The sequence below is a fragment of the Jejuia spongiicola genome (genome assembly GCF_023502325.1).
GTDB lineage: Bacteria > Bacteroidota > Bacteroidia > Flavobacteriales > Flavobacteriaceae > Wocania_A > Wocania_A spongiicola.
Genome location: NZ_JAMFLZ010000003.1, coordinates 19952 through 40447, shown reverse-complemented (window position 1 = coordinate 40447; position 20496 = coordinate 19952). Strand labels below are relative to the sequence as shown.

Genomic DNA, 20496 nt, shown 5'->3' with positions numbered 1-20496 from the left:
CTTAACCCAATTTATGAAACGTTGTCTTTATTTTGTATTTACCATTTGCTTTTTAATACTTTGGAGTTCTTGCCGTAAAGATTTTGAATTTTCACCAAGTACTGGAAATCTTCAATTTTCTAAAGACACAGTGTATTTAGATACCGTTTTTACAAACATTGGCTCCAGTACTTACAACCTAAAAGTTTACAACAGAAGCAATGATGATATTGTAATACCTAGTGTAAAACTCGGTTTAGGCGAAACATCAGAATACAGACTTAATGTAGATGGTATTTCTGGGAAAACATTTGAGAATGTTCAAATTTTAGCTAAAGACAGCATATTTATTTTTGTTGAAACTACTATTGATATTAATAACTTCTCTAATCCAAACGGAACCTTTTTATATACCGATCAAATTGAATTTGACTCAAATTCAAATATGCAAAAGGTAGAACTAGTTACACTTGTACAAGATGCAGTTTTTATTTACCCAAACAGAGATAATACTACAAAGGTAATAGAAACATTAACACTAAATGTAGGTGGCGAATTAATTGAAACCGAGTTACAAGGCCGAGAGTTATTACCTACTGAGTTTACTTTTACAAACGAAAAACCCTATGTTATTTATGGGTTTGCCGCCATACCAAACGGTGAAACCTTAACTGTAAATGCTGGCGCACGCTTACATTTTCATTCTAATTCTGGATTAATAATTTCTGAAGATGCTACACTAAATATTAATGGTTCTTTCAGTAATAACCAAGAATTACTTGAAAATGAGGTGATTTTTGAGGGCGACCGATTAGAACCAAACTTCTCTAATACACCAGGGCAATGGGGAACTATTTGGTTGTTTGATGGTAGTTTAAACAATACCATAAACTATGCAACAATTAAAAACGCAACAGTTGGTATTTTAAGCGATGGTAATCCAAATGCAGCAACCGAAAAACTTAAAATTACTAATTCTCAAATTTATAACTCTAGTAATTTTGGTATTCTAGGGAGAAACACCTCTATAACAGGAGAAAATGTGGTTATAAATAATTCAGGACAATCCTCGTTTGCTGGAACTTTAGGTGGTTCTTACAATTTCACACATAGCACTATAGCAAATTATTGGGATAACGGGTTTAGACAATTTCCAGCACTCTTACTAAATAATTTCATTTTAGACGAAGATAACAATGCCACTATTGCAGATTTAACCGAAGCTAACTTTAACAATTGTATTATTTACGGAAATGATAACCCTGAAATTTTATTAGATGAGATTGAAGACGCTGCAGTAAATTTCAATTTCAAGTTTACAAATTGCTTAATCCGTTTTGAAGATAACAACAATAATTTTACTGGAGATAATTATAATTTAGAAAATACCAGCCTTTACGAAAACAATATTTTTAATGAAGAACCCAACTTTAAAGGCACCGATTTGAATGAGTTAATCATAGGTGATGAATCTGCTGCTTTAAATAAAGGAAACTCCATATTTTCAAATCAAGTTCCAACCGATATTTTAAATATAAATAGAACAGTTTCTCCAGATTTAGGTGCTTATCAGCATATTATATTCGAAGATTAACATCACATTAACTATTTGTTAAAAGCATATAAGTTAATTTTAGGTTTTAACATCAATCTAAAACTTATAACTAATGAAAAATCTATTGGTAATATTTGCAATATGCTTCGCATATACTTTTAGTTCTGCGCAATCTGATATAAATAAAGCTGGAGTTGAAAAAGCCTGTTTAAACTACATTGAAGGTTTCTATGAAGGTGATACTAGTAAATTAGAAGCTAGCTTACAACCAACACTTAACAAATTTGGTTTTTGGAAAAACAAAAACACCAATACATATGCACAAGTTTCTCATATGTCTTTTAAACAAGCTTTAGATTATGCCAAAGATGTATTAGAAAAAAAAGAATTTCCAAAGTCTGATGCACCACGAAAAATAGAGGTTTTAGATATTGGAAATAGCATAGCATCAGCCAAAATTACGGCTTGGTGGGGAATTGATTATATGCTCTTATCAAAGAGAGGCGATAAATGGATGATTGAACAGGTACTTTGGGAAGGTCCGTTAGAAAATTAAAATATAACTTTAATTACTAATAATCTACCAAATTCAATCCATAATAAATCCTAAATAATCGTCTAGTAAAATACTAAAATTGTCTGGTACAGCATGTCCAAGGTTTTTAATTTGTACAAATTGATGTTTCAATTTATAGGTTTCAAACTCTTTTTTAATTTTTAATGTTTCTTTTTGGTAGCGATAATCATGTGTTCCAGAAATTAATACTGCTTTAAAATCTTTGTTTCTAGCTTTAATAATATTCTCTGAAGTGAAGAATTCGGTCGTTCCTCCACCATGGTTCAATGAAATAAGCCCTTTTATTGGTATAATTTGGTTTAACGCAAGATCAACACTCACCTTCCCTCCTAACGAAAATCCTCCAGCATATACTTGATCGTCTTTTATTCTATATTTTTCAATAATTTCAGAGTAATACTGCTTAATATTATTACGCTCAATTGATAAATTCCTCCAACCCCAGTAATTCGGAGGATTATCAAGAGTAGTTGCCTCAAAATATACTACAATAAACTCATTAGATAGTTTATTACTTACCCACCAAGTTCTCATGTTTTTTATATTACCATTACCGCCATGAAATACAATAAACAATGGGTATATATTTGTTTTATCATAATCATTAGGCAAAACAATTTCATATTTTTTTTGACTTGAAGCAGTATTCAAAAAGAAAAACATGCATGCAAAAAGGAATAACTTATTCATTTTAAAAACGATATTTAAAAATTAATGTATTAAAGTACTAACAAAACATTATCATATTGCTTTTTTAACAAAATTTTGATAATAAAAATCAAGTAAAATTTCAATACATTTGCTTTCAAAATATGGAAGACATTCTTATTGGAATAATAAAGTTTTTTGGTAGTACTATAGATGTTATTATAGACCATTTCAAAACTAAGAAAGCACTACTTGTTGGATTTATTATTTTAATAGTTTGCCTTACAATTGTTTATATTTTAACTAAAGATTTTTAAATGAAAAATACCGCTTTAACTCAAACTCACGAAGCTCTAGGAGCAAAAATAGTCCCTTTTGCGGGTTATAATATGCCAGTACAATACGAAGGCGTAAATATTGAACACGAAACTGTTAGAAACGCTGTTGGTGTGTTTGATGTATCGCATATGGGCGAGTTTTTAATAGAAGGCCCTTACGCTTTAGATTTAATACAAAAAGTGAGTAGTAATGATGCAAGTAAATTAACTATTGGTAAGGCACAATACAGCTGTATGCCTAATGATGATGGTGGTATTATTGACGATTTAATAATTTACAAAGTAAAAGAGGAAACTTATTTACTAGTTGTAAATGCTAGTAATATTGAAAAGGATTGGAACTGGATACAGTCTAAAAATGATGTAGGAGCAGAAATGCGAGATTTAAGTGAAGATTACTCGCTACTTGCTATTCAAGGTCCAAAAGCTATTGAAGCGATGCAATCTATAACCAGCCATGATTTATCTGCCATTAAATTCTATAATTTTGTTGTAGGAGATTTTGCAGGTATAGAAAACGTTATTATTTCTGCAACAGGATATACTGGCAGTGGCGGATTTGAAATTTACTGTAAAAACAGTGAAGTAAAGCAAGTTTGGGATAAAGTTTTTGAAGCTGGGGCAGATTTTGGTATTAAACCTATTGGTTTAGCAGCACGTGATACGCTTCGTTTAGAAATGGGATATTGCTTATATGGAAACGATATAGACGATACTACATCGCCTTTAGAAGCTGGATTAGGATGGATTACAAAGTTTACAAAAGATTTCACAAATTCTGAGGCTTTAAAATCTCAAAAAGAACATGGTGTTGAGCGAAAACTAGTTGCTTTTAAATTAGATGATCGCGGTATACCTCGTCAAGGATATGATATTGTTGATGGTAATGGTCAAAAGATAGGTGTTGTAACCTCTGGTACTATGAGCCCAAGTTTAGGCATTGGTATTGGCTTAGGTTATGTGCCAACCATTTTTGCATCTGCTGATAGTAAAATAAATATTCAAATACGTAAAAATGCGATTCCGGCTACGGTTGTAAAACTACCATTTTACAAAAACTAATGACCCTAGATTTTCAAGCAATATTGGATGCTATTCATAAAGATGCTATTATTAAAAAAAATAAAGGTATTGTAGCTTCCTATATTCCTGAATTGGCTAATATTAGCGATCAAAATTTTGGTATTCACTTAAGAACATCTGATAATAAAGAATATGCTTCAGGAGATTACAGCGTACCTTTTTCAATTCAAAGTGTATCAAAAGTATTAGCTTTAGCTAAAGCTATTTCTATTAGTAATCAATCCATATGGAAAAGAGTGGATGTTGAGCCATCTGGAAACCCTTTTAATGAATTATCATTATTAGAATTAGAAAATGGTATTCCAAGAAACCCTCTAATTAATGCTGGAGCTATTGTAATTGCAGATATTTTAATTTCTAATTTAGAAAACCCAAAAAAAGATTTTTTAAAATTTGTTAGAACATTAGCAAATGATGATTCTATATCATATAACAAACAAGTGGCTCTTTCAGAAAAAGTTACAGGTTTTAAAAACTATGCGGCAGCAAACCTTTTAAAGTCATTCGGCAATTTACATAATGATGTTGAAGATGTTCTAGATTTTTACTTCCATCAATGCTCTATCGAAATGAATTGTAGCCAGCTTTCTAAAGCGTTTTTCTTGTTTGCCAATAAAGGTAAATGCATGCTAAACAAAACTCATATTACTGAATCTCAAGCTAAACGTATTAATGCTATTATGTTAACCTGTGGATTTTATGATGAAGCAGGAGAATTTGCTTTTGAAGTAGGATTACCAGGGAAAAGTGGTGTTGGCGGCGGCATAGTTGCTCTTCTACCCGATCATTTTGTGATTACCACGTGGTCTCCGGGGTTAAACAAAAAAGGGAATTCGCTTTTAGGAATGCAAGCTTTAGAACGATTTACAACAAAAACAAAACTTTCTATTTTTTAAAGTATCTTCAGTTTGAAGTGGATATATGCTAAAACGAGAAGATAAACATAAAATTTTAATATTAGGCGCCAATGGCTTTTTAGGAAGTGCAGCATATAAAGAGCTTTGTCCTTATTTTAAAACCTATGGAACCTACAATACACCTAACAAATCCTTTGAAAAAAATCATCATTTTTACCATTATAATATTGAAGAAGATGATGTTTATGAAATTCTGAGTATCGTAAAGCCTACCATAATTATTTCGGCTCTCCGTGGTGATTTTTCAAAACAAACCATCGTACATGAGCATCTTGCCGAATATGTGTTTTCAAAAAAAATTAAACTCATATTCTTATCTTCTGCAAATGTTTTTGATGCCTACAGTAAATATCCTAGCTACGAGCAAGATAAAACTTATAGTAATAGTGTTTATGGGCATTTTAAAATTAAAATTGAAAACATATTATTAAGACTACCTAAAAAACAGGTCGCCATTTTGAGGTTACCCATGGTTTTTGGCAATCAATCCCCTCGCATATTAGAAATACTTCAACATATAAAAGAAAAAACACCAATAGAAGTATTTCCTAATTTGATAATGAATGTGACAACAGACACTAAAGTTACACAACAAATTCATTATATAATTAATAGAAATAAATATGGTATTTTTCATTTAGGTAGTAATGACCTAGTGCATCATGATGATTTTATAAAAGAAATAACAAAAATATTAGGTAGTCATAAAGCTTTATTTAAGCAAGTATACACAACAAACGACGACAGGTACCTAGCTGTATTACCAAAATATAATCTATTACCAAAAAACTTACAATTACTAAGTCAAGATATATTAACAGAATTAAAAATATAATTGATTTTACTTTTTGAAAGTATTAAATTTATAAACTATAATATAAACATACATTATGAATAAGCTTTCTGAAGAAGATATAGAAAAAAAAATATTGCATTTTCCAGATTGGGATTACTACGATAATGCAATTCATGCAGAGTTTGAATTCGAAAATTTTAAAGACTGTTTTAGTGCTATGAGCAGAATTGCTTTTGAATGCGAAGCATTAAACCACCATCCAAATTGGAGTAATGTTTATAATGTTTTAACCATTTCATTATCAACACACGATGCCAATGGTGTTACAAATAAAGATTTTAAACTAGCGGAAGCGATTGAAATGATTGTTGAACCAGACGAAGAATAATCGTATATTTTTCTTACCTTAGTTGTTCTTGAAATTAAGTTAATGCTCAAAAAATACTTACTTCTCTTATATTTTTTATTGGGTCTCAAGGTAATTGCTCAAAATCAAAAATTCTGCGAACAAATAACTCAACTAAAAGCTGTAGTTAAAACTTCTCATTACGCGCCAAAGCCTATCAATGATAGCCTATCAAAAGAGGTACACAAATTATTTGTTAATAATTTAGATAAAAACAAAAGGTTTTTTACGCTAGGTGATATTAAAACCTTTAAAAAAGATATCTACAAACTTGACGATTATCTAAACTTAAATAGTTGTGAGTTTATCAATATATATATTGATAAGCTAAAACAACGTGTAAACTTATCTAAATCATATATAAGTGAATTAACAGACAAAACATTAAATTATTCTGGTGTAGACACATTGTATTATGATGCAGATTTAGGTTATAAATATTTTGAAGATACAGATGATGCAAAAAAATATTGGAGTAAAAAGGTTAGATATAGCATTATTACTAAGCTTATTGAAAATGATTCTGTATTAGATAATTTAAAGAAAAATTTCACTGTTTTAGAGCGCCAAATTAAACCTCAAATTATTCGAAACGAATTGTGTTTGTTAGATGAATTAATAAATCAAAGCGGTGGGATAGATCAATTTGTCAAAGAATCTTTCTTTAATGCTTTTTTAAATTATCAAGATCCCCATTCAATTTATTTTAATTCTTCAAACAAAGTTCAATTCGAAAATTTGGTTGCTAATAGTCAACTTTCCTTTGGTATAACAACAACTAAAAATGAAAAAGGAGACATAGTTATTTCTTATATAGCTCCTGGAAGTCCTGCTTTTAAAAACATCAATATAGAAGTAAACGATATTATTAAATCTTTGAAATACAATGATAATATATTAGAAACATACTGTGTATCGAATGAAGATGTAATAGCTTACTTAAACGATGATAATAAACAAAAAATTATTTTTAAAATTAAAAAGTCTAATGGACTAGTTTTGGATGTTGAATTAACAAAAAAAACTGTAGAAATTGAGTCAAATAGTGTTAGAGGGTATCTTATTAAAAACAATAAAACAATTGGTTATATAAAAATACCTAGCTTTTATACAGATTTAGAATCACCAAATGGATTAGGGATGGCAAATGATTTTGCAAAAGAAATTTACAAACTAAAAAAAGAAAACATACAAGGCTTAATTATAGATTTAAGATTTAACGGTGGTGGCTCTATGAAAGAAGCTTCAGATTTATCTGGTATGTTTATCGATAGAGGGCCCACATCTATCATCAAATATAATAACGGTGAGATACATACTATTAAGGACTTTAAAAGAGGGACAATATTTAGTAAACCAGTAGTGGTACTAATTAATGCTTTTAGTGCCTCAGCATCAGAACTTTTTGCCTCTGTAATGCAAGATTATAATAGAGCCATTATTGTAGGCGGAACTACCCATGGTAAGTCTAGTGCTCAAGTTATTTTTCCATTGGATGAAAACAAAGATTTAGGTTTTGCTAAACTAACCATTGAAAAATTTTATAGACCTACGGGAAAAAGCCTTCAATCCAAAGGTGTAATTCCAGATGTCATCATTCCTACAATTTATGATGATTTTGAAACTCAAGAGCGTTATGAAAAATTTGCTTTGCAGAACGATTCTATTAAACCAAATATTAGGCATATTCCAAGTAAAAAGCCAAACATTAATAAGCTTAAGCTACTAAGTAGTAATCGAATAAATGCAAATAATGATTTCAAAAATATTTCAAGAATGAATAAAGAACTAATTAAAAGTTATATAAACAAAAAAGATCAATACCCTCTTACTATCGATAATGTTTACCATGATATTGATAACTACAAGAAACTTTGGGAATGGTATAAAAATGTAACCAATAAAGACTCTGAGCAGCTAAAATTCGTAAATACTACTTCTACAAATAAAATAATTCAGTTTGATTCCTCTGCGATAGATGATAATAAAACGGTATTGAGTGATTTAACTAAAGATATAATTTTGAATGAGACACATGCTATTATAATTGATTTAATAAATTCAAAAACAACAAACTAAATATGAAAATAATTAAAATCTACTTTACCATTTTATTTTTAAGCATAGCTACTTATGCAAGTTCACAAAATTTTAAAAATGCCAATGAATATTTAGATTTTGTAGGTAAGGAGCATAAGTCTATAACTAAGAGTATGTGGAATTACACCAAAGCAATTGCTCACAGTAAAAAAGACAGAACTATTCGTGGCAAACGAAATATTTTAATTAAAACTATAGAACGTGCTATAGTTAAAATTAAAAGAGCAAATGGCTATGATGGAGACGATTATAAAAATAAAGTTTTAAGCCACATGACATTTAATAAGGATTTGCTTAACCATGATTATGCAAAAATAATTGACATGAAAGAAGTTGCAGAGCAATCTTACGATCTTATGGAAGCATATATGTTAGCGCAAGAGTTAGCGGATAAAAAGATGGAAGAAGCTCAACAACAGTACGAAACTGATTTTTATGCTTATGCAAACAAACATAACATACAAATTATTGAAGGTGATACCGACTTAGGAAAGAAGATGGAAATATCAAATGAGGTTTTTAAACATTATAACGAAATGTATCTCATTTATTTTAAAGTATATATAAATGAAGTATACTTGATGGATGCTCTTGAAAAATCAGATATTGGTGCCATTGAGCAGAGCGCAAATGCACTTAATCAATCAGCTAAAGAAGGGCTTCTTAAATTATCTGAGCTAGAAACTTATAAAGGAGATAAATCTATAGTTTCTATAACAAAAGAACTATTTGATTTTTTTAAAGATGAAGCAGAAAACAAAGTTCCAATCTTAATAGATTTTTTATTGATTAATGAAAATTTTGAAACCATAAAAAAGGCACTAGATAAAACGCCACAAAAAAAACGCACAAAAAAGCAAGTTGATAATTACAATGAACAAGTAAAGCTGCTTAACAAAGGTGTTAAAGGTTACAATAAAACAAATGCAGATTTAAATAATAAAAGAAATGCATTGATTAATAAATTAAACGCTATTAACGAAAGGTTTTTAGCCAAACATATTCCAACCGATTAATAGATTTATTAAATTCGCAAAAAAATTAAAACAAAAATAATTTAAATAATTCCCTATTTTAGGGATATAAAATAACATTTTTAACTATGGGAAGAGCTTTTGAATTTAGGAAAGCAAGAAAAATGAAACGTTGGTCAGCTATGAGCAAAGCCTTTACACGTATTGGTAAAGATATTGTAATGGCAGTAAAAGAAGGCGGACCAGACCCTGATAGTAATTCACGTTTACGTGCAGTTATTCAAAATGCGAAGTCTGTGAACATGCCAAAAGACAATGTAGAGCGTGCTATTAAAAAAGCCAGCGAAAAAGGTCAAGGAGATTATAAAGAGGTTATTTTTGAAGGCTATGCTCCACATGGTATAGCTATTTTAGTGGAAACTGCAACCGATAATAATACACGAACAGTTGCCAATGTAAGGAGTTACTTTAACAAATGCGATGGTAGTTTAGGAACTTCGGGGTCAGTTGTGTTTATGTTCGATCATACTTGTAATTTTAGAATAAATGCTGAAGGTTTAGACGCTGAAGAAATAGAATTAGAATTTATAGATTTTGGAGCCGAAGAAGTTTTTGCTGACGATGATGGTATTTTAATTTACGCTCCTTTTGAAAGCTTTGGTGCTATACAAGCTGAATTAGAAAAACGTGAAATAGAAATATTATCATCTGGCTTTGAGCGCATTCCGCAAGTTACCAAACAACTAAAACCTGAACAAGTAGCTGATGTTGAAAAGCTTTTAGAAAAAATTGAAGAAGATGATGATGTACAAAATGTGTATCATACAATGGAAGAAAGTGCAGAATAAACAATGATATGGGGAATACAATAAAACACATAATTACTGTATTTTTAATTATTATAAATTACTCAAACTCCTTTTCACAAGACCTAGTAGTTTACAAGAAAATTGATACTACTAAATTATATTTGGAAGTTTACAGCCCCAAAAATGTTGATGCTACAAAAACATATCCAGCTATGGTATTTTACTTTGGAGGTGGATGGAATGGAGGTAACAGAAATCAATTTGAACGTCAAGCATCCTACTTGTCAAAAAGAGGATTAGTTTGTTTTCTTGTAGACTACAGGGTTAAAAACAAACACAATACTTCGCCTTTTGAATCATTAATAGACGCAAAGTCTGCCATTCGGTTTATTAGAAAAAATGCGAGCGCATTTAATATTGACAAGAATAAAATTGTTGCATCAGGAGGTTCTGCAGGAGGGCACTTAGCATCAGCTACAGCTTTAATTAGTGATTATAACGCCTCAACGGATGATTTGTCCGTTAGTTGTATCCCTAATGCTTTAGTTCTTTTTAATCCTGTTATCGATAACGGTCCAAACGGTTATGGATATGAAAGAATAGGTAATGCATATTCAAAATTTTCTCCATTGCATAATATTAAAAAAAATGCGCCTCCTACTCTATTTTTATTGGGCACAAAAGATCATTTAGTTCCTGTAGAAACCGCAAAATTGTATAAAAGCAAAATGGAAGAATTTGGCAATAGGTGTGATTTAATGTTGTACAAAGGAGAAGCTCATGGCTTTTTTAATTACAAAAGGTCGGGTAAAAACAATTTTGACAATTACAGAAAAACCCTAGAGGCTACAGATAACTTTTTAAAATCTTTAGGCTATTTATCTAAAGAACCAAAAATCATTATTGAGTAAAATCTATTTATTCCTAACATAAATCAGCTTAAACCTAGTATTAGTTTGGTCACGTTGTTCCATTTCAAATTGGTCCAACGACTTAAATAATGGTGTTAATTTCTCATATCCAAAATTACGAGAATCAAAATTTGGCTGCTTTTTTAGTATTAAAGAACCTACATCTCCAAGAAATGCCCAACCATCATCATCAGCTGCATCGGCAACTGAGTTTTTAAGAAGGCGTATTACCTTAGGTGTAATATTGTATAAGTTTGCTTTTTTAGTTTTTCCACCCTTTTCATCCTTATCATTAGTCGTTTTAAGAATTTCTAAATAAATAAACTTATCACAAGCAACAATAAACGGGTTTGGGGTTTTTTTCTCCCCCATTCCATAAACAACCATTCCTGCTTCTCGTAAACGTGTTGCAAGTTTTGTAAAATCACTATCGGACGATACCAAACAAAAGCCATTTACTTTTTCAGAGTATAAAACATCCATAGCATCAATAATCATAGCAGAATCTGTTGCATTCTTTCCTGTTGTATAACCATATTGTTGTATAGGTGTAATGGCATTTTCAAGCAGTATGTTTTTCCATTTAGATAGATGTGGTTTAGTCCAATCCCCATAAATTCTTTTTATGGTTGGCGTACCGTATTTAGTTATTTCTTCCATCATTTCAGAAATATACTTAGATGGAATATTATCCCCATCAATTAATACAGCAATCTTAGTATCTTTTATCATATTTTATAAAGGTACTGAAATATAACAGAATAAGTCTTTACATTAATTTTTTCGTCAATTCATGCATGTAGAACTTCTATTAACATGTTTTAACATTTTATAAAGAAATAACCATTGCTTTCTTTTTATTTTTAGCATCACTAATCAAAAAACAATCATTCGAATTCCTATTCTTAAACATTTTATTTTATGAAACATCAAAAACTCAGAGCTTTAAAGCTTTTTAGTGTTGCATTTTTGTTAGCAATTTTTCTTATTCCACAAAATGCTGAGGCACAAAAAAGAAAAAGAGGTAAGAAAAAAAATCAAGTTGAAACACCAGCTAAGCCTGTTGCAAAAAAATCTAAAGAAAAGAAAATTAAAGACCTTGTTAAATCAAGTAAAAAGATTGAAGGGTTATTTACCATTTATCAAGATACTATTACTGGGTCTTTACAAATGCTAATTTCTGACGATCAGATAGATAAAGAATATATTTATTTTAGTCAAATTGCAGATGGAGTTATGGATGCAGGAAGAATCATTAGAGGTTCTTATAGAGGTTCAAAAGTTTTCAAGATTAAAAAATATTTTAATAAAATTGAATTTGAAACTCAAAACAATTCGTTTTATTTCGATCCAGAAAGCGCTCTTTCAAAATCAAAGGATGCCAACATCAGTAATGGGAATATGGCAAGTGTAAAAGTTGAAGCTCACGATAAAAAGAAAGGGCTTTATTTAATTAAAGCTGATGGCTTATTTTTGAGTGAAACATTTTCTCAAATAAAAAGACCAAGATTTCCAGGAACATCTCCAACAGCTTTTAAACTTGGTAGTTTAAATAAAGGAAAAACAAAAATTAACTCTATTAGAAATTATGAAGCAAACACTGATCTTCAAGTGGAGTATGTATATTCCTCTCCTTCTGTTTTAAACGGAGGATCAAATGCTGTTGCTGATGGCAGAAATGTTAGTATTAAAGTGTTTCACAGTTTAATTGAAATGCCTGATAACGATTACGAGATAAGGTACGATGACCCTAGAGTTGGCTATTTTTTAACTCAAGTAGAAGATCAAACTTCTACCAGTGCAACACCATATAGAGATTTAGTTCACCGTTGGAACTTAAAAAAGAAAGATCCAAATGCCGCAATATCTGAACCAGTAGAACCTATTACTTGGTGGATTGAGAACTCAACACCTGTTGAATGGAGGGAAACAATAACAAATGCTGTTTTACAATGGAATGTAGCTTTTGAAAAAGCTGGGTTTAAAAACGCTTTGGCAGTAAAAGTGCAACCTGATGATGCCGATTGGGATGCTGGAGATATAAGATATAATGTATTACGTTGGACATCATCTCCACAACCTCCTTTTGGTGGTTACGGCCCTAGCTTTGTTAACCCAAAAACGGGACAAATTTTAGGAGCAGATATTATGCTAGAGTATGTTCATTTTACGAATAGGGTGATGTATGATAAGTTATTCGACTTAGCATCATTAAACAAAACTTTTGAGAATTCTGAAATTGAAGAAGATCATAAAATGTATTGTTCATTAGGTCATGTTATGCACGAAAACACACTTTTCGGTAATGCAGTATTAAAAGCTTCTAATGCTTCAGATTTAGAAATGAAGCGTATGAAAAAAGAAGCGATGATAGCTTTAATAATGCACGAAGTTGGACACACATTAGGTTTAAACCATAACATGAAGGCGAGTCAATTATTCTCTCCTGAGCAATTAGCAGATCCAGACTTTATTAAAGGAAAATGTTTAACTGGTTCTGTTATGGATTACGCTGCAATAAACATTACAAAAGATAGAAGTAAACAAGGTCAATATTACGATACGGCAGTTGGACCGTACGATGTTTGGGCCATTCAATTTGGATATACTCCATTTAAAAGTAAAAGTGAAAGGACTGCGTTATTAAATCAATCTACTAAACCAGAGTTAATTTTTGGTAATGATGCAGATGACATGCGATCACCAGGAAAAGCTATTGATCCACGTGTTATGGTTGGTGATATGTCTAACGATCAAATAGCATACTCTAATGATCGTTTTGAGGTTATTAATACTATGATGAAAGGCATCAAAGATAAATTTTCAAAATCTGGTCAATCCTATCAAGAACTTCGACAAGCTTATTATATTTTAAGCGGTCAAAAAGGAAGTGCTGCCAATGTTGTATCAAGATTTATTGGTGGAGTTTATGTAGATAGAGCTATGTCTGGTCAAAAAGGAGAGACACAACCTTATACTCCAGTAAGTTTAGAAGACCAAAAACGAGCTATGACTACTTTAAGCAAACATGTTTTTGCTCCAAATGCATTTGATGCACCAAATGATTTATACAATTACTTAGCAATGCAGCGCAGGGGTTATGGCTTTTTCCGTTCTCCTGAAGACCCAAAAATTCATCGTCAAGTATTAGGGTATCAAAAAAATGTATTAAACCATATTTTGCATCCAAATACTTTACAACGTATTACTGATTCTGAATTGTATGGTAACGAGTATAAATTATCTGCCTTTATGAGGGATCTAAATAATGCTATTTTTAAAGCAGATATTTATACTAATGTTAATTCATTTAGACAAAATTTACAATTAGAATATACTAATATGCTAATTGATATGCTAACTGGTAAACAAAATAGCAGGTATACAAATAATGCAAAATCAATGGCTCTATATAATTTAAAAAACATTAGAACCATGGCCGCACCTTCTGGTAATATATCATCAAGAGCACACAAACAACATTTAAGAACCCTTATTGATAATGCAATAAAAGAAATTAAATAACACTATATTTAATAAAAAGTATAAAAAGCCATGTCTCCTGATTGATGTGGCTTTTTAATTTTATTATTTATCTTAATAAAAAATCTTTAAAATGAAAAAAACTATAAGCATTGTTTTCTTGTGTATTGTAATCCAATCTTTTGGTCAAAAAAATATTTTCAAAAAAGATTTAATTACTCCAAAAAACTATTATACAGAAATTAATTTTGATTTTATTTCAGAAAAAATAATTGTTCCAGTTATAATTGAAAATAAAACGTATCGTTTTTTATTAGATACTGGTGCTCCAAACTTAATATCAGAAAAGCTTCAAAATGCAATTAAAACTACATCAATTAAAAGTATTAACATAAAAGATTCATCAAATAAACAAAATAGCTTGGAGGTTGTTTCTATTCCTCAAATAACATTTGGCAATGTTATTTTTAAAAATTGTCCAGCATTAGTTGATAAAAGTAAAAGCAATTTAATTTTTGATTGCTTTGAAATTGACGGGTTCATTGGAAGTAATATGTTACAAAAATCTATAGTTCAAATCGATTTAAAAGAAAAAATAATTAGGCTGACTGATGCAAAGAAGAAACTTACTTTAAATAAAAAAAATGCTACTAAGCTTTATTTAATTGGTGGGCAAAAAAGCCCGTATATATGGATTAATTTGAAAGGTGAAACAAATGCTAGAGAGCAATTATTAATTGACACGGGGATGAAAGGCTTTTACGATTTATCTCTGAAGAATTTTGGCATACTACAAAAGAATAATATTTTTAAAGTTAATAATAAAGGTTTTGGTAGTAAAAGTATTGGTTTATTCGGTGCTGCTGATAATAACAGACATTATAGAGTAACGGCAGATACTTTTAAAGTAAACAATACTATATTTAAAAATGTTGTAACAGAAACAACTAACGACAATAATTCTAGAATTGGAGCAGAAATTTTAAAATACGGAATGGTAACAATAGATTTTTTAAATAAAAAATTCTATTTTAATTCTTATAAACCTACAATAGATCTGCAGGAAAAAGTTTTAGGGTTTAGTCCTACTATTATAAATAACAAACTTGTTGTTGGAATTGTATGGGATGAGGAGCTAAAAAAAGTAATTAGTTTTGGTGATGAAATTATTAAATTAAATACACTTGATGTTGGTAGTATTCCTGTTTGTGATTTTATAACAGCTAAGGCGTTATATAATAAAAATGATACGATAGAATTAACTATAAAAAATAGTGAGGGCTTATTAAAAACCGTTAACGTTAAAAAAACATTACCAAAGTAAAAAAGCTACTCTAAATTAAAGTAGCTTTAAGTGTATATATAGAACGAATGTTTCTTTTTAGAGCCAGTAACTGGTTTACTTTATGTTTCATTCGTGATTCTACTAGTTAACATTCAAAATGTGTGCCAAAGCATTGTTTAAATAGAAATTAGTTAAAAAATAATTATGAAATGAGTTGGATTAAAGTCATTCCTTTTGAAGAAGCCACTGGTAAATTAAAATCTATTTATAAAAAAATTAAAGGACCAAATGATCAAATAGATAATGTTCTCAGTATTCACAGCTTAAGACCTCACACGCTGGTTGGTCATATGAGTATTTATAAAAACACATTGCATCATACAAATAACACTTTTCCAAATTGGTTTTTAGAACTTTTAGGTACTTACACCAGTTATATTAATAATTGTGAGTATTGCTATAAACACCATTATGAAGGCATGAAACGTTTTTTAAATGATGATGTGAAAGCTGAATTGATTAAGTTTCATATTGAAAATGATTCGCTACTTGAAATTTTAAATGAAAAGGAATTTGCTTTATCTGTTTATGCAAAACAACTGACATTTGAGGCAAATAAAATAAGTGAGAATGATATAAATAAACTAAGAAATTATGGAATTAATGATGGTGAAATACTAGAAGTAAACCAAGTTGTTTCATATTTTAATTATGCTAATAGAACAGTTCTTGGTTTAGGGGTAAATACTAATAATGAAGTGCTAGGGTTATCGCCAAACAATAAAAATGATGAAAGTGCCTGGAATCATAAATAGTTATGAGTATTCTGGAACTTTCCCTTTGACACCTTTATAGAAATTGTACATAAATTCAAAATCTGCTTTAGTATCATTTGTAGGATAAAAAGGCTCGGAAATTTTATTTTGTTTGTTTTCAAAATCTAGCGTAAACATAATGATGGGCACATTAGCTTCTTTTGCTATATAATAGAACCCAGTGCGCCACTCCTCTACTTTTTTTCTTGTACCCTCTGGAGCCAGAGCCATTCTAAATTCTTCTCTATCGTTAAATAATTTTGCTATGGCCTCTACCTTGTTTTCATTAGATTGTCTATTTATAGGTGCTCCCCCTAAAGCTCTAAAAAACCATCCAATGGGAAAAACAAATAATTCCTTTTTGCCTACAAAATTTGTTTTAATATTTAATACTGATCGAAGTAAAATACCGATATAAAAGTCATGCCAGCTTGTATGCGGTACAGCTATAATGACGGCTTTTTTAATTGAGTTTTGAGAAAAATTGATATTGCCAACAGCTTTCCATCCTAAAAGCTTAAAATAAATAAATCTGGCTAACCAACGCATCTTACATTTTTTGATAAAGTTCTTTTAGCTTTTTAGGTGTTATTTTTTTCTTCCAATTTTCACCTAAGGCATTTTCCCAAAGAGGTTCTAGGCTAAGGGATATTTTAATCATTATATCTAATTCTCTATCGCTTAAATCGGCACAAATCCCTTTTGGTAAAACAATATTATGCTTCTTCTTCATGGCTTTAAATAGTTTTACTCCATCAGGGTAAAACTCCTCCAAATGATTAAAAACAATACAATTACCTATACCATGTTTAGTACCTAATAAATATGATAATCCATAACTCATTGCATGTGCCACACCAACTTGAGAGTAAACAATACTCATGCCTCCATGCCATGATGCCATCATAAGTTTTTCTTGTGCATCAGTTTTGGTAAGTGAATCTTCTAAAAATATTTCTTTGCAAAGCTCTAATGCCATTTCTCCATAACTTTGGCTAAATGCATTTAAATAAGTCCCTGTAAGCGACTCAATACAATGAATATAACAATCCATTCCTGTATAAAACCACTGTTCTGTGGGCACATCCTTAGTAAGTTCAGAATCTAATATAACTTGATCAAAAGGAGTGAAATCTGAATTAATTCCTAATTTTCTTTCTGGTCCAGTAAGTACTGTCGTTCTTGAAACCTCAGCACCTGTACCAGATATAGTAGGGATTCCAACATGGTATATTGCAGGATTTTTAACTAAATCCCAACCTTGGTAGTTTTTAGTTTCACCCTCATTTGTAATCATTATAGAAACTGCTTTTGCTAAATCTAGCAGAGTGCCTCCTCCTATTCCTATAATTCCAGATGGGCGTTCTTTCGTCTTTAAAATTATCTCTTCAACTAGTTCATCAACCTGTGAAGTTTTGGGCTCCTCTTTTGAGGATATAAATATAATTCTATCATCATACGAAGTAGGTATTCGTGATGTTAACCAGGTTTTGTTTTTAAATACATCATCCACTAAAAAAATGAATGGGGCATTAATACTTAATCGTTTTGGGGCAATAATATCACTTAACTGATTAAAACTACCTCTGCCAAAAATTACTCTTGGCACCATTGGAAAGTTTTTATAACTCATTTAATATATTTTTCTTTTTACAAAATGTAAAAATAGTACTAATTTCACTTTAACTCGGTTAAATATTAGTGAAATATCTTACTAAAATTACAATAATTTTAATACGTCTTTTAAACCACTAATAGTTCTATAGGTTTTACCATTAGTTTCTTTTTTACTTACTTCTTCGTGCGCCCAAGTTGTGTGAAATGGAACGTGAACTGCATTTGCCTTTATATTTACTAGAGGCAAAACATCAGATTTTAAAGAGTTTCCAATCATTAAAAATTCTGATGGATTAATATCTAAATGATTTAAAAGGTTAGAATAGTTACTTTCTTGTTTATCACTTAATACTTCAATATGATGAAAATATCTAGTTAATCCAGATTTTTCAAGTTTTCGTTCTTGGTCTAACAAATCACCTTTTGTCGCTAATATTAATCGATATTTTTTTGATAACGTGTTTAATACTTCTTCAACACCATCAAGCAATTCAACAGGCTTTTCTAACATGTTTTTACCAATATTTAAAATAGCCTCAATAGTTTTATTTGAAATATTATAGTTAGATAATTCCAAAGCGACTTCAACCATAGATAAAATAAAAGCCTTAACACCATAACCATACAGCGGTAAGTTTTTCATTTCCATTTTAAATAATTCTTGGTCTATTTTATTTGGGGTTTCATATTCTGACAATAAGCGTTGAACCTCCATCTCTGCTTCACGAAAATAGGTTTCGTTTACCCAAAGCGTATCATCTGCATCAAAACCAATTACTTTAATGTTTTCGTATTTTTTATTCAATTTAAATTATTTATGAGTGAGTAACCGAAACGAGTTCAGCACAAGTTATTTCCATAATTTTTTTGCGCGTTCTAAATCTTCTGGTGTGTCAATTTCTACTCCTTCTATATCAGTTTCTACCATTTTTATACGTTTTCCATATTCTAAATAACGTATACATTCTATCTTTTCTGAAGCTTCAAGTGGTAACATAGGTAAATTATAAAAATCTAAAATGGCTTCCTTTCTAAAAGCATAAACACCTTTGTGCTTGTAATATTTGACTCCTACGTTTTCATCTCTTGGATATGGTATTGGGCTTCGAGAAAAATATAATGCAAAATTTGTTTGATCAACTATTACTTTTACTGTATTTGGATTATTAATTTCATTAACATCTGTAATATGCACCATTAATGATGCCAAATCAATGTTTTTATCACTATCATCTTTAAAAACTTCAATTAATTTTTTTAATGACTCAGCATCAGTAAAAGGTTCATCCCCTTGAACATTAATAACAATATCAATATCTAAATCTTCAACAGCTTCGGCTATTCTATCACTACCGCAATCATGTTCCTTAATGCTCATAATGGCTTTACCTCCGTTATTTACAATTTCATTATAAATAATATCACTGTCAGTTACCACAAAAACATCATCAAATAAATGAGTAGCAACTGTAGCTTCATAAGTACGTCGAATAACAGTTTTTCCGCCTAAATCTTGCATAAGTTTCCCTGGAAAACGAGTAGCACTATAGCGTGCAGGAATCATTGAGATTATTTTCATAAGTAATTATTCAATTCTAATTCAAAAATAGAATAAATATTAGAGGTTTTAAGGATTAGTTGGCCTAAACTTTTTATAAAGTCGAAAAATTATAAATAATATGATTGCCACTAAAATTATGGCTATAACTGGTAAGAATATTGAAACTAATGACATTACTACAGATGTACCCGTTTCTAAACTAGAAACTATAGGGTTTCCTAAACCTCCTGTTGTAGCTGTTGATGCTAAACGCGTTGTACTTGAAGTTCCTGCTATGGCTGCTGCTGTTCCTCCTCCAGCTATTATAGCCAACGACCAAGTTACCACTGGACTTAAATCGGCAACTGTAGACATCATAACAGCAGTTCCTGCTAGTGCAGCTAATGGCACTGCAATACTATCCAACAAATTATCGATATAAGGGATAAAATAAGCAAATATTTCTACTAGTGTTGCTACACCTAAAGTTATTAAAGCTGTTGTACTACCTATCCATTGCCAAGATTCGTTGAGTTGCCAAACGTCAAAATAAGAAGCTAGACTCAATGCAAACAAAGGCAAAAAAACTCTAAACCCAACTGATGCTGCAAGTCCAACACCTAAACATATACTAATAATGGTTTCTATTGTCATAATTAAATC

The 20496-nt window shown here is 30.4% G+C and carries 21 protein-coding genes; 14 read left to right on the top strand and 7 right to left on the bottom strand.

Annotated elements, in window-relative coordinates:
• Window positions 1-13: 13 nt before the first annotated feature.
• Together M3P09_RS07490 and M3P09_RS07485 are read left to right on the top strand one after the other, a co-directional pair.
• Window positions 14-1573, top strand: coding sequence for a hypothetical protein (locus M3P09_RS07490; protein WP_249972626.1), 1560 nt, complete (start codon window positions 14-16; stop codon window positions 1571-1573).
• A gap of 73 nt (window positions 1574-1646) precedes the next feature.
• A complete protein-coding gene (locus M3P09_RS07485) occupies window positions 1647-2090 on the top strand; it encodes a nuclear transport factor 2 family protein (RefSeq protein WP_249972625.1) in 444 nt (147 codons plus the stop codon).
• Between the two features lie 33 nt (window positions 2091-2123).
• Here M3P09_RS07485 and M3P09_RS07480 read toward each other — a convergent pair whose 3' ends face one another.
• Window positions 2124-2801 carry a hypothetical protein gene (locus M3P09_RS07480; protein ID WP_143404149.1) on the bottom strand — a complete coding sequence of 226 codons (678 nt, stop codon included), beginning with the start codon at window positions 2799-2801 and terminating at the stop codon, window positions 2124-2126.
• 122 nt (window positions 2802-2923) lie between these two features.
• Here M3P09_RS07480 and M3P09_RS07475 point away from each other — a divergent pair, with 122 nt between their 5' ends.
• The 9 genes from M3P09_RS07475 to M3P09_RS07435 all read left to right on the top strand — a co-directional run bounded on the left by M3P09_RS07475 (window position 2924) and on the right by M3P09_RS07435 (window position 11093).
• Window positions 2924-3076: a hypothetical protein gene (locus tag M3P09_RS07475; protein ID WP_158231474.1), complete on the top strand. Its 153-nt coding sequence runs from the start codon at window positions 2924-2926 to the stop codon at window positions 3074-3076.
• Window positions 3077-4159 (top strand): glycine cleavage system aminomethyltransferase GcvT, encoded by a 1083-nt coding sequence (gcvT, locus tag M3P09_RS07470; protein WP_099565709.1) that lies wholly within the window; start codon window positions 3077-3079, stop codon window positions 4157-4159.
• Entirely contained in the window at window positions 4159-5076 is a 918-nt protein-coding gene (locus M3P09_RS07465; protein WP_099565708.1) for a glutaminase, read from the top strand. The genes gcvT and M3P09_RS07465 overlap by 1 nt, the downstream gene beginning before the upstream one ends.
• A gap of 25 nt (window positions 5077-5101) precedes the next feature.
• Window positions 5102-5932 carry a sugar nucleotide-binding protein gene (locus M3P09_RS07460; protein WP_249972624.1) on the top strand — a complete coding sequence of 277 codons (831 nt, stop codon included), beginning with the start codon at window positions 5102-5104 and terminating at the stop codon, window positions 5930-5932.
• A 55-nt stretch (window positions 5933-5987) separates the two neighbouring features.
• Window positions 5988-6281, top strand: a complete 294-nt coding sequence (locus tag M3P09_RS07455; protein ID WP_249972623.1) for a 4a-hydroxytetrahydrobiopterin dehydratase — start codon at window positions 5988-5990, stop codon at window positions 6279-6281.
• 42 nt (window positions 6282-6323) lie between these two features.
• Window positions 6324-8378, top strand: a complete 2055-nt coding sequence (locus M3P09_RS07450) for a carboxy terminal-processing peptidase (RefSeq protein WP_249972622.1) — start codon at window positions 6324-6326, stop codon at window positions 8376-8378.
• Window positions 8379-8380: 2 nt separating this feature from the next.
• Entirely contained in the window at window positions 8381-9415 is a 1035-nt protein-coding gene (locus tag M3P09_RS07445) for a hypothetical protein (protein WP_249972621.1), read from the top strand.
• Window positions 9416-9501: 86 nt separating this feature from the next.
• Entirely contained in the window at window positions 9502-10221 is a 720-nt protein-coding gene (locus M3P09_RS07440) for a YebC/PmpR family DNA-binding transcriptional regulator (RefSeq protein ID WP_099565703.1), read from the top strand.
• 8 nt (window positions 10222-10229) lie between these two features.
• Complete coding sequence (locus tag M3P09_RS07435) at window positions 10230-11093, top strand: alpha/beta hydrolase (protein ID WP_249972620.1); 864 nt, start codon at window positions 10230-10232, stop codon at window positions 11091-11093.
• Window positions 11094-11096: 3 nt separating this feature from the next.
• On the opposite strand, the gene M3P09_RS07430 is transcribed toward M3P09_RS07435, so the two are convergent.
• Window positions 11097-11825: an NYN domain-containing protein gene (locus tag M3P09_RS07430; protein WP_099565701.1), complete on the bottom strand. Its 729-nt coding sequence runs from the start codon at window positions 11823-11825 to the stop codon at window positions 11097-11099.
• 189 nt (window positions 11826-12014) lie between these two features.
• Here M3P09_RS07430 and M3P09_RS07425 point away from each other — a divergent pair, with 189 nt between their 5' ends.
• The 3 genes from M3P09_RS07425 (at window position 12015) to M3P09_RS07415 (ending at window position 16676) form a co-directional block, all read left to right on the top strand.
• Window positions 12015-14618, top strand: a complete 2604-nt coding sequence (locus M3P09_RS07425) for a zinc-dependent metalloprotease (protein ID WP_249972619.1) — start codon at window positions 12015-12017, stop codon at window positions 14616-14618.
• A 91-nt stretch (window positions 14619-14709) separates the two neighbouring features.
• Window positions 14710-15900: a retropepsin-like aspartic protease gene (locus tag M3P09_RS07420; protein WP_249972618.1), complete on the top strand. Its 1191-nt coding sequence runs from the start codon at window positions 14710-14712 to the stop codon at window positions 15898-15900.
• A 170-nt stretch (window positions 15901-16070) separates the two neighbouring features.
• A complete protein-coding gene (locus M3P09_RS07415; protein ID WP_099565698.1) occupies window positions 16071-16676 on the top strand; it encodes a peroxidase-related enzyme in 606 nt (201 codons plus the stop codon).
• On the opposite strand, the gene M3P09_RS07410 is transcribed toward M3P09_RS07415, so the two are convergent.
• From M3P09_RS07410 to M3P09_RS07390, 5 genes are all read right to left on the bottom strand, one after another.
• Window positions 16677-17225, bottom strand: a complete 549-nt coding sequence (locus M3P09_RS07410; protein ID WP_099565697.1) for a 1-acyl-sn-glycerol-3-phosphate acyltransferase — start codon at window positions 17223-17225, stop codon at window positions 16677-16679. It lies immediately after the preceding gene.
• A 1-nt stretch (window position 17226) separates the two neighbouring features.
• Entirely contained in the window at window positions 17227-18309 is a 1083-nt protein-coding gene (locus tag M3P09_RS07405; RefSeq protein WP_099565696.1) for an iron-containing alcohol dehydrogenase family protein, read from the bottom strand.
• Window positions 18310-18396: 87 nt separating this feature from the next.
• Entirely contained in the window at window positions 18397-19098 is a 702-nt protein-coding gene (locus tag M3P09_RS07400; RefSeq protein ID WP_249972617.1) for an HAD family hydrolase, read from the bottom strand.
• Window positions 19099-19143: 45 nt separating this feature from the next.
• Entirely contained in the window at window positions 19144-19872 is a 729-nt protein-coding gene (kdsB, locus tag M3P09_RS07395; RefSeq protein WP_249972616.1) for a 3-deoxy-manno-octulosonate cytidylyltransferase, read from the bottom strand.
• A gap of 48 nt (window positions 19873-19920) precedes the next feature.
• Window positions 19921-20487 carry a DUF4126 domain-containing protein gene (locus M3P09_RS07390; protein ID WP_249972615.1) on the bottom strand — a complete coding sequence of 189 codons (567 nt, stop codon included), beginning with the start codon at window positions 20485-20487 and terminating at the stop codon, window positions 19921-19923.
• Window positions 20488-20496 lie beyond the last annotated feature (9 nt).

Bases quoted from the DNA above. Each gene is read 5' to 3' on its own strand.
- M3P09_RS07490 (WP_249972626.1), top strand. From the start codon at position 14: ATGAAACGTTGTCTTTATTTTGTATTTACCATTTGCTTTTTAATACTT.
- M3P09_RS07405 (WP_099565696.1), bottom strand. From the start codon at position 18,309: ATGAGTTATAAAAACTTTCCAATGGTGCCAAGAGTAATTTTTGGCAGA.
- M3P09_RS07425 (WP_249972619.1), top strand. From the start codon at position 12,015: ATGAAACATCAAAAACTCAGAGCTTTAAAGCTTTTTAGTGTTGCATTT.
- M3P09_RS07450 (WP_249972622.1), top strand. From the start codon at position 6,324: ATGCTCAAAAAATACTTACTTCTCTTATATTTTTTATTGGGTCTCAAG.
- M3P09_RS07445 (WP_249972621.1), top strand. From the start codon at position 8,381: ATGAAAATAATTAAAATCTACTTTACCATTTTATTTTTAAGCATAGCT.
- M3P09_RS07430 (WP_099565701.1), bottom strand. From the start codon at position 11,825: ATGATAAAAGATACTAAGATTGCTGTATTAATTGATGGGGATAATATT.
- M3P09_RS07480 (WP_143404149.1), bottom strand. From the start codon at position 2,801: ATGAATAAGTTATTCCTTTTTGCATGCATGTTTTTCTTTTTGAATACT.
- M3P09_RS07390 (WP_249972615.1), bottom strand. From the start codon at position 20,487: ATGACAATAGAAACCATTATTAGTATATGTTTAGGTGTTGGACTTGCA.
- M3P09_RS07440 (WP_099565703.1), top strand. From the start codon at position 9,502: ATGGGAAGAGCTTTTGAATTTAGGAAAGCAAGAAAAATGAAACGTTGG.
- M3P09_RS07410 (WP_099565697.1), bottom strand. From the start codon at position 17,225: ATGCGTTGGTTAGCCAGATTTATTTATTTTAAGCTTTTAGGATGGAAA.
- M3P09_RS07465 (WP_099565708.1), top strand. From the start codon at position 4,159: ATGACCCTAGATTTTCAAGCAATATTGGATGCTATTCATAAAGATGCT.
- gcvT (WP_099565709.1), top strand. From the start codon at position 3,077: ATGAAAAATACCGCTTTAACTCAAACTCACGAAGCTCTAGGAGCAAAA.
- M3P09_RS07475 (WP_158231474.1), top strand. From the start codon at position 2,924: ATGGAAGACATTCTTATTGGAATAATAAAGTTTTTTGGTAGTACTATA.
- M3P09_RS07415 (WP_099565698.1), top strand. From the start codon at position 16,071: ATGAGTTGGATTAAAGTCATTCCTTTTGAAGAAGCCACTGGTAAATTA.
- M3P09_RS07485 (WP_249972625.1), top strand. From the start codon at position 1,647: ATGAAAAATCTATTGGTAATATTTGCAATATGCTTCGCATATACTTTT.
- kdsB (WP_249972616.1), bottom strand. From the start codon at position 19,872: ATGAAAATAATCTCAATGATTCCTGCACGCTATAGTGCTACTCGTTTT.
- M3P09_RS07455 (WP_249972623.1), top strand. From the start codon at position 5,988: ATGAATAAGCTTTCTGAAGAAGATATAGAAAAAAAAATATTGCATTTT.
- M3P09_RS07435 (WP_249972620.1), top strand. From the start codon at position 10,230: ATGGGGAATACAATAAAACACATAATTACTGTATTTTTAATTATTATA.
- M3P09_RS07420 (WP_249972618.1), top strand. From the start codon at position 14,710: ATGAAAAAAACTATAAGCATTGTTTTCTTGTGTATTGTAATCCAATCT.
- M3P09_RS07460 (WP_249972624.1), top strand. From the start codon at position 5,102: ATGCTAAAACGAGAAGATAAACATAAAATTTTAATATTAGGCGCCAAT.